General features: G+C 45.1%; 3 protein-coding genes. All 3 read right to left on the bottom strand.

Features of this window, described 5'->3' with window-relative positions:
• On the bottom strand, positions 1-1,349 hold a 1,349-nt coding region (locus F6J99_RS37555; protein ID WP_293120926.1), incomplete at its 3' end, for a DEAD/DEAH box helicase.
• Positions 1,350-1,607: 258 nt separating this feature from the next.
• Positions 1,608-3,881, bottom strand: coding sequence for a right-handed parallel beta-helix repeat-containing protein (locus F6J99_RS37550; protein ID WP_293120924.1), 2,274 nt, complete (start codon positions 3,879-3,881; stop codon positions 1,608-1,610).
• 174 nt (positions 3,882-4,055) lie between these two features.
• The coding region (locus F6J99_RS37545) for a hypothetical protein (RefSeq protein ID WP_365975061.1) at positions 4,056-7,897 on the bottom strand (3,842 nt) is incomplete at its 5' end.

Below are 7,897 nucleotides of genomic sequence, written 5' to 3'. Positions count from 1 at the left end.
TTGGCTTGAGGAAGAGAGTGAGTTTGCAACAAATTCAGTACCATACCATAGGTAGGGGTAAACTGACTAACTAGGGGATCAGCACCAGCCGTTGCCAGATAAGCCGCCTCCTTAGCCCCTTCAAAGGGGGTTTGCACCGTCACCACATAGCCATTGGTATCCATCCCTCGCCTTCCTGCTCGTCCAGCCATCTGCAAAAATTCCGAGGCAGTGAGTAGCCGGTGTCCTCGGTCAGTACGCTTAGATAGACTGGAAATAACCGTGGTACGAGCAGGCATATTTATTCCTGCGGCTAGAGTTTCTGTAGCAAAGACCACCTTAACTAGTCCTTGTTGGAATAGTTCTTCCACTAGACCTTTCCAAGCAGGTAAAATTCCAGCATGATGGGCAGCTATACCTCGGTAGAGGGGTTCAATTTGTTTGGTACGAGCTGCTTCTGGATTCTTACTGATAAATTCATCAATCCGTTTCTTGAGTTGAGCTGCTTCTTGTTCATTGACCAGGGATAGTGGACCCATCTCATCTACTGCCTTATCACAGCCTCGGCGGCTAAAGATAAAGTAAATAGCTGGTAACATCTCCCGTTTTTTTAGTTTGCTCACCACAGAGCTAATGCTGGGGCCTTCCGGACGTCCATGTTTGTCTTTGCTTTTAGGACGCCTGGTTTTGAGGGAGTTGTTAATCTTGGTGTGGTCGTCATTCAGCAGGGAGACAATTCCCTTGGGATGGGCAAAGTAAAACTCTAGAGGAACAGGTCGGAAGTTAGAGTAAATCAGCTCAGTGGAGCCATGAACTTGATTCAGCCAGTCGGTCAGCTGGTCAGAATTGGCAACAGTGGCGGATAGCGCAACAATTTGGATATCTGGCGGACAATAGATAATTGATTCTTCCCAAACCGTGCCTCGTTGTCGGTCATTCATGTAGTGACATTCGTCTAGGATGACCGCCTCAACCCCTAGCATCGAGGCTCCCACTTGACCAATTGGGGTCCCATAGAGCATATTACGGAAGATTTCCGTAGTCATCACTAACACGGAAGCTTCCCGGTTGACCGAGGAATCACCGGTAACTAGACCGACTTTGTCTGCGCCAAATTTTGCCCGAAAATCCCTTAGTTTCTGGTTGGAGAGCGCTTTGAGGGGGGTGGTGTAGAAAACACGTCCTCCTTGAGACAAAGCACGATAAATGGTATACTCCCCAATTAAGGTTTTCCCAGAACCAGTCGGAGCACAGACAACTACTGATTTACTATCATTGAGAGCCTCAATTGCCTGTTTTTGGAACTCGTCGAGTTCAAAGGGAAATAGGTTGTTCGGGTCAAGGTCTACTGATGAAGTAGCAATATTCACACAAGGTTTTTCCAATAAGGTATATGATCGTTAGGTATTGGTTGTAATTACGTAGTCCATTGGTTGTATATCTTGATTGTATGCCAGGTAATTAGTTGAGAGGGTGTACACCATTTTACTCAAGATACCCCTGGTGTATTTATAGGTAGTTGTTTCCTCTAACAAAGAGCGATACCAACTAAAAGTCTTGTAGGACAGGGGTTTGAGGCTATTACCAAAAACTATTCCGATAAGGGATTATCCATATAAATCGGTATGTTACTCGACTTGTAAGTCTTCCTCCTGTTCTACCAAGATAATGTCCAAACCCCTAACATCTTGGAAAATAAACTCAACCCGACGATTACGTGCATGATTTACTGATGTAGTTCCTGTGGTCTTTAGCTGGTTTTCACCAAAGGACCGAATAGTCATCCGTTCTGGCCCAACTCCCAGACGCAACAGGTAATCCCGTGCTGCCTTGGCCCGCCGCCATCCCAAGGCTTGGTTATATTCCACAGTAGCACGGAAGTCAGTATGTCCCTGAATATCAATGGTCATGAAGGGATACTCTTGTAATACTCTGGCAATCTGGTTGAGTACTGCTGCAGTTCTCGGACTAATTCTGGATTGGTCAAGGGCAAAATGAATCACCCTAGGTACCTTCAACACCAAGGGTTCAGGTATTTGCGGGGACTGTGGTTGTACCGGAACCCTGGCGACTGGACGGCTGGTACACTGGGGCTTTGCTGTGTTCGGTAGAGTTGTTGCTGACCGGGTCTCGATACTATTCCCTTGATCATCAAGAGCACGCACCACCACAGTCACAGCTGGTTCCGAGGTACCGTAGTCTGGGTGAGTTGCGATCGCACTCAGGTAATCCCCAGGCTGGACATTACTAAGACTAATCCCAAACTTCCCGTCTTGATCTGCTTCGGCTGTAGCAATCTTCTTACTCAACGGACCATAACCTGGGGTTTTTGGGGAAACCTGGTCTACAAGATAGATATCTACCTCAGAACCAGGGTCAGCTAACCCATCCAAACTCACCTGACCATCCCGTTGAAAAAACTCTACCGCTAACCACCGAGGTGTATTCACAGCATTATTACCAGTGTCTCGCCTACGGTTAGGAGAGTCTCGCTTAGGGTTTGGTCCATCACCCACTTGATAATGCCTTGCTCCGGTATGGTTTCTAGTGACTAGGTCAATGCTCAGCCCTTCTAGAGCCGCAAATTGATTATCTTGGATGATATTGCGATCGCTTTCTGGATAAGCAGCAACCACCACTCCTGGTCCTGCTTGGTTAGTGATTTGGTTACCAATGACTTGATGGTCATCTCCCATCAAATATATGGCAGCCCGACGTAAACGGTGCCCATTATACTTAATCTGATTATTCTGAATGCTGACAGCACCGCTAGGTTTAAATAGGTACACACCGCTGCCGTCGTTGCCGCAAATTAAATTAGAGTCAACAGTAGTATTGTCGATAGTGCCCTCTAGACGAATAGCATCTGGCATCCCAGCCATCCCGTTACCAACGATAATATTTTCGGTAATCTGTAGCTCCCTCGCCTGGCCGGAGGTAATAATCCCGCTACCGTCATGATTAGCAATTCGATTACGTCGGATGGTAACTCCTGTGCCACTAAACACCCATACCCCAAAAGCTGACATGGTTGATGGCATACTCTCATCCGGGGGGATACCTAGCCAAGTGTTTTCTATAATCACCGATTGGGGAGGTTTGTCGGCAGCAAACTGACCATCCGCAAACTGACCGTCGTAGTGGGGTGGCAGTCGATCGGAAATCAATATGTCTGCTGGTGTTGAGATGACAGTTGCTTGGTGCTGACCGTTAAATCCATATATACTCAACCCTTTCACTGTCACATCATCATTAAGGATTGTCAAACCTTGAAAAATCTCTACCGTTTCCGCTGGAGTAATTGCCACCAATGGAATCGGGATTTCAATCTCGGCAGTAGCTGATTGATCTCGGTTATAGCCAGGTTGGGTGGTGCCGTCTACGATCACTCCAGCAGTCGCGATGGGAGGCAACTGTTCTACCAAACGAATAGTGGTTTGCTGGGCAGGTAAATTAAACTCTATTTTTGACCGTGCTGGGGAACTTAGGGATTCTACTTGAGCTTTTTCTGTGGCACTGAGTTGGTCTAGGGTTAATGTGCCGTTGATCAGCTTAATAGCTTCCCTAAGGGTTAAGTTATTGTCTGGTTTTACTGAACCATCTTGGTTGCTATTGACGACTACTTTTAGGGGTGATGGTGTTGGTTTGGCTAGGGCTGGCCTAATCAAGGCAAAAGGCAAAAGGCAACAGGCAACAGGCAACAGGCAACAGGCAACAGTATGGATGAAGCCTTTTGAGTCTATAGTTGATAAACTAGGTATATACTGTTTTTTTGGGATAAGTCTAGGGTTTTCTTTTTTTTTAATAAAAAAGAAAATTAATCTAGAATTGTCATAATTTTTTTTTGATAGTTTTAGTGGCAATTCAGACTTTAAATTCGAGGTAATTATATTTTGATTCATAGCTGCCTTATTTGAAATATGAATATACTGATAAATAGTAATTTTTTACTGGTTTATTATCTGACACTATATATAGTTAATGATCAACTAGATATTTCTGGTAATTAATAATAAAAATGTCATGATTAATCGGTAATTATACTCAAATTACCAATTGTCAAGTACCCGAAAATACTATTTTTTTTCTATTATTCTTGCTTGTGTGTTGTCGTCTTCTGATTTGTCGTTAGAAAGGGGTTTACTGTTGTCCTCTAGCCCTTCTTCAACCACAGGTTGGTTAGTTTTCTTGGGATTTTCTTGGTCTTGCTTATCTTCAACAATGGATTCAGTTTGAGATTCCTGCTGCTGGGGTGGTGCTACCTTTTGATTGCCAAAGCCACCAAATAGATTACCAATCAGACCATCAAGTTTGACAGTAAGTCCTAAATACGGACCACTGGCGGAACGAGAGCCACGGAAGTCGTAGTCGTCAATATTACCAAGAGAGTATCCAGCAGCAAGGCGCAGACTGGGAGTCAGGTAGTAGCCAGTTTCAATCAGGAAGCCATTTTCAAAGTAATCCGCTGAAGGTTGAGAGATCAAGCGAGCTTCACCGACTATATCCCAGTTGTAGCCTAGACGATAGGATGCTCGGAGTTGACCGAGATGAATGGTGCTATCTCCGATTAAATCATTGGATAAATAGGATCTACTATAACGCAAAGCATATTTACCGTAAAATTCCCATCGCCAGTTCGGAGCATATATCATTTCGCCGGAAAATAGATGTTCGTTATAACCACTACCACTGCCTAATAAAATCGTATCGGGAATAGTAGCAGGATTCTGGCGAAACTCATAGCGCATCAAAGCGTTAAAGTTATCGCTCTCGGGATTGCGGTAAGCAACACCTAGCCTGAGATTGATCGAGTTTCCTAATCGGCTCCTAAGTCTTTGATTAGCACCATTCGCCTGTCGATAACTAAACAAAGCAGTTATAGCAGGAGATAATTTCCCAGAGGCTGCTCCAGTGATGACAGTGTTGTTGCCACGATTAGAAGAACGATGCTCCCATTTGAAACTAGCTTTGAAATCAGGACTGTCAGTGTATTCAAAACCGATACTGTAGCTTTCGCCACTCTCAAATCCAAGGGCAGAGGCTCCTTGACCAAAAGCGTAGGGTTGACTGAACTGATCAGCAGCAGCGTTTTCTCCAAGGAAGTTACCTAATACCCGCTCATAAGCAAGGTTTAGTCGCATACCAGGGAAAATCGTCCAGCCCTGCTTCAACCCGATAGCGCCCTGACCGGTCATCTGATCTAATCCCCCGACAATGGAGTAACGTCCAGAGATGGTGGTATCAGAGCCAAGATTGTAATCGCCACTGACACCAAGATGGGTAATTTCCTGCCCCTCAAATTGCCCTCGGGTAAACCATTGTTGTCCGACATTGATGGTAATTCCTGGATAGACTCGCCAGTCTAATCCGATCGCAGTCCGGTCTGAATACACTGAATCGGTTTCACTCGATAGGGTTAGTTCGTTGAGAGCCTGGAAGGTAAGGTTATCAGTTAAGGGCATTTTAAAACGCGATCGCAACTGATTGGATGTACGACTTCTAGAGTCATCTTTACGGTCTTCGCGATCGCGAAACACCCAGTCGAGTTGGAGGCTACCCGGACCAATACGTTGCTTAATCCCTGCAATTACAGTAGTTAGGGAATTATCCACCCGATTACCAGCCTGGGGTTCGGTACGGGGGTCGAATAAATCACCAAAGCTAGTAACAACTCGGGGGGCTATACCTCGGTTGGTTTCCCGGTCTACCTGTACCCGAAAATTAGTGGTATCAGTCAGTTTGGCCAGAAACTGAGCACCATAACGGGTTTGACCAGGAACAAAACTAACAGTAGCGTTATTGGCAAAGCCAGTTTCAGTAGAGCGCAAATAAGCCTTACCGGAGAAAGCATCACCAAATTTGCCGTCTAGTTGGACGCGGTAGGCTGAACCGCTTACTAAGCCTAATTCGTCAGAATCATTGGTAGAATGAGCGTATTCTGTGATTAATTGAACATCCTCCCCAAAGGAAAACAAACCATCAACACCATAAAGCTCAAAGTCTCTAGCTCCCTGATTTTCCCGTAGATAGCTACCACCAAGCCAACTCTCTTTATTAAGTTCCCGAGAGAAGTTGTATTGAAACCGACCTGCGTAAATATTAGTATCTTCGCTATCCCCATCAAACTGATAAGTAACAACAATCCGTCGCACTAATACTCGTCCTTCGTCATCCAAGTCAGTACGTAACATTGGTTGGTTGAACAATAAAGTGCCACGGTCATAGTCAATTTCATAGTCACTGACCCGACTGAGACGTTCTCGTCTAATTACAGTACCAGGTCGCTGTAATTCTTCTAACTCGATGTAAACCTCTTCTGAACCAGGAACCAATAGTCGCCGAGACAGAAAGTAAAAACCACTAGTACCATCAGGGGCAATCGTATCCCGCTGGAAGCCTTCTACGTTATTGGCGAATAATCCAGTAACTTGAAACTTACCAAAGTTGTAGTTAGTCTTGAAGCCATGGAGTTTGCGCCTCGTGGAGGTAAATAGCTGAGAGCGTCTAGAAAACTCCTCAGTGTTGTAATCCCCCCACATCAAATAGTCCGCTTCTATTCCTACTTTTGTACCAGAGCGTTCTAACCTCAGATAGAGATTATCTATCGAAGGAGTGGTTACATCCACTGTCGAACTATCACCGTAAACGGGATAGTCTTGTTCAGAGGATTGGAACTCGCGAAATAACCGATTACTATCATTACAATCACAGCCTTTGTTCAAAGCATGGTCAGTATTAAATGATCCAGTGATTAACCAATCGCCAACGCTTCCAGTGAAGAAAGCAGCAGATCGGATGTCAAATTTAGTGTCATCATCTTCATCCTCTGGTAAAAAGTCCCGAAAGCCCTTGAAAAAGTCTGTCCCTTCAGTTCCCAAACGCATATCGATCACGCCAGTTATTAAACTCGGGCGCAGTGCAGTTTCAAACTGCATTTGGGTAAAGGCTTCTAAATCATTAGTAGCAGCGCTAATCCGAATCGTTTTAGCGTCTAAGCCTGAGCGCAGTTCAGTAGTAAATTGCCCCTTTCGAGCTTCTACCTGAAATCCCGGTTGGTCTGGGTTTTGGTCTACACCAACAAACTCACCGTCGCTAGTGTATAAGGTAACAATGGTATCGCGGTGAGAGACATTACCGAATTTATCCAATAACCGACCCTGAACCGTTGCTAGAGAACGCCCATCTGCTGGGATGCGAGCCTCGCGCGTTTTCACAACCAGTTTATCGGGTGTTCCCCTTACTTGTACCGGTATAGAAATTACGTTATCTGACCCAGGGATAGTGGCAGTGATCGTGTTTTCCCCTTCCCTAAGGACAATACCATACCAAGTCCGAGTTACAAGATTAGTTAGTGTATCTGTTTCTGTCCGTCCAATGAAGGAGGGGTCTACCAGTTCACCATTGACCCGAAGTTCCACCTCAGCTCCCAAAGCATATTGTAAAATAATGCTAGTTGCTGGAATATCCAATACCTTATCCGAAGTAGGGGCAAGTACTTTTAAATAGGATGATTTGGGTTTAGAGGTAGGAGATGGAGTCGATTCTCTCCTTTGTTGTTGGCGTCTTTGTTGGCGGTTGCGTCTTCTTCGCCGTATCCAGTAGTTGGCTATTTCGAGAGTGTCTTGGTACTCTTCTCCTAATTCTGCAAAAGCAATTGTTGGGAGTTCAACTGGTTTTAGGTCAAGGTTGAGTGATGCCTCCTGTGTCAAATCCAGGCTTAGGAGTTGTTCGTCTGTTAGCTCAAAGCTTGCTAGTTGCTCCTGTCTTAGGTTAAAGCTGATTAGTTGCTCCTGACTCGGTTCAATTACTGCTGGTGATGCTTCTATCTGCTGGATTGGTTCAGGACTAACAGTAGGATTGAGAGTAACCCTTTGCTGGGTACGCACCTCAAAGTTGTCTAATTTATCGTTAGTTAAAT

The sequence above is a fragment of the Moorena sp. SIO4G3 genome, assembly GCF_010692305.1.
Lineage (GTDB): Bacteria > Cyanobacteriota > Cyanobacteriia > Cyanobacteriales > Coleofasciculaceae > Moorena > Moorena producens_A.
This window is presented reverse-complemented; position numbering and strand designations above follow the sequence as displayed.